The organism is Streptomyces sp. NPDC089915, assembly GCF_040684675.1.
Taxonomy (GTDB): domain Bacteria; phylum Actinomycetota; class Actinomycetes; order Streptomycetales; family Streptomycetaceae; genus Streptomyces.
This window is the reverse complement of record NZ_JBFBGN010000389.1, coordinates 1-1,272: the sequence shown is the minus strand read 5'-3', so window position 1 is coordinate 1,272 and position 1,272 is coordinate 1. Positions and strand designations below refer to the sequence as shown.

The 1,272-nt window shown below is 73.9% G+C and carries 1 protein-coding gene; it reads right to left on the bottom strand.

Going from position 1 to position 1,272, the window contains the following annotated elements:
* Window positions 1-99 precede the first annotated feature (99 nt).
* Window positions 100-1,206, bottom strand: a complete 1,107-nt coding sequence (locus AB0O29_RS36060; RefSeq protein ID WP_365160719.1) for a histidine kinase — start codon at window positions 1,204-1,206, stop codon at window positions 100-102.
* Window positions 1,207-1,272 lie beyond the last annotated feature (66 nt).

Genomic DNA, 1,272 nt, shown 5'->3' with positions numbered 1-1,272 from the left:
CCTCGGCCAGGCCGAGGACCGCGGCGAGGGGCTCGCGGACGGCGGCCTGGTCGTCGGCGACGACCACCTTCAACTGCTGCTCCTGTGCTGCGTGTCCGGTCATTGCGGGATCACTGCCTCCACTTCCCAGTCGCCCTGGTGCGGGCCTTCCGTGACCGGGCCCGCGGTGAGCGTTCCGCCCAGCAGGGCGACGCGTTCGCGCATGCCGATCAGTCCCATCCCGCTGCCCGCGCCGGGAACCGTCGGGCGGGTTCCGGGGCGGTTGCGGATCCTCAGCGTCGTGGCCGCCGGGGCGAACGCCAGCTCCACGGCGACGGCTCCCCCGGGAGCGTGCCGGGCCGCGTTGGTCAGGGCCTCCTGGGCGATCCGCAGCAGGTTCTGGACCGCCTGGGCGGGCACCTCGCGTACGGTCCCGGTAACGGTGAGGGCGTCGCGGTGGCCCGAGGAGGCGAGCATCGAGGCCAGGGTCTCCCGCAGCGGCAGCGCGTCCTCGCGCAGGGCGTGCACGGTCCACTGCGCCTGCTTCAGGCTCTCCTTGACGAGGCCGTGGGCCTTGGCGTGGGCCTCGCGGACCTTCTCCAGGTCCCCCGTGTCGATCAGCGCGTCCGCCAGCTCCAGCTGCATGTTGATCCCGGCGAGGGAATGCGCCAGGACGTCGTGCACGTCCCGGGCGATCCGGCCCCGTTCGGTCAGCACCGCGGTGCGCGCCTCGGCGCGGGCCGCGCGTTCGGCCGACTCCGCCGCGTCGATCGCCGCCCGCACGGCCTGCCGCTGACTGCGGTTGAGGATGCCGATCATGACCGGGGCGCCGGTGGTCAGGCCGAACACCCACGGCAGCGCCTCGTAGCCCGGGCCCAGGCGCAGGTAGAGCACGGCGGCGCGGAGCAGGCTGCAGAACCCGGCCGTGAGGAGGGCCCGCCTGGTGTCGAGCCGGTATCCGATGTGGCCGGCCGTGAAGAAGGCGAAGAGGTAGCCCGTTCCGCTGCTGCTGAGGCCGATCAGGGCGGCCGCCGCAATGACCCCGAGCGTGAGCCAGACCTGGGCGACGCGCGGCGACACCCTGTGCTCGGGCAGCCGACGGGCCAGCATCGAGGCGGAGTTGACGACGAACAGGGCGGCCACGGCCAGGCCCCGGCCGCTCGGCCCCATGGGCCGGATCGTCAGGAGTCCCACGACGATGACCGCGATGGAGAGCACCCACTGCATGCGGATGTCGTGCCCCGGTACGGGGCGCGCGGCCGCACCCCGGTCGGTGTCTTCGCCGGGGTGCGG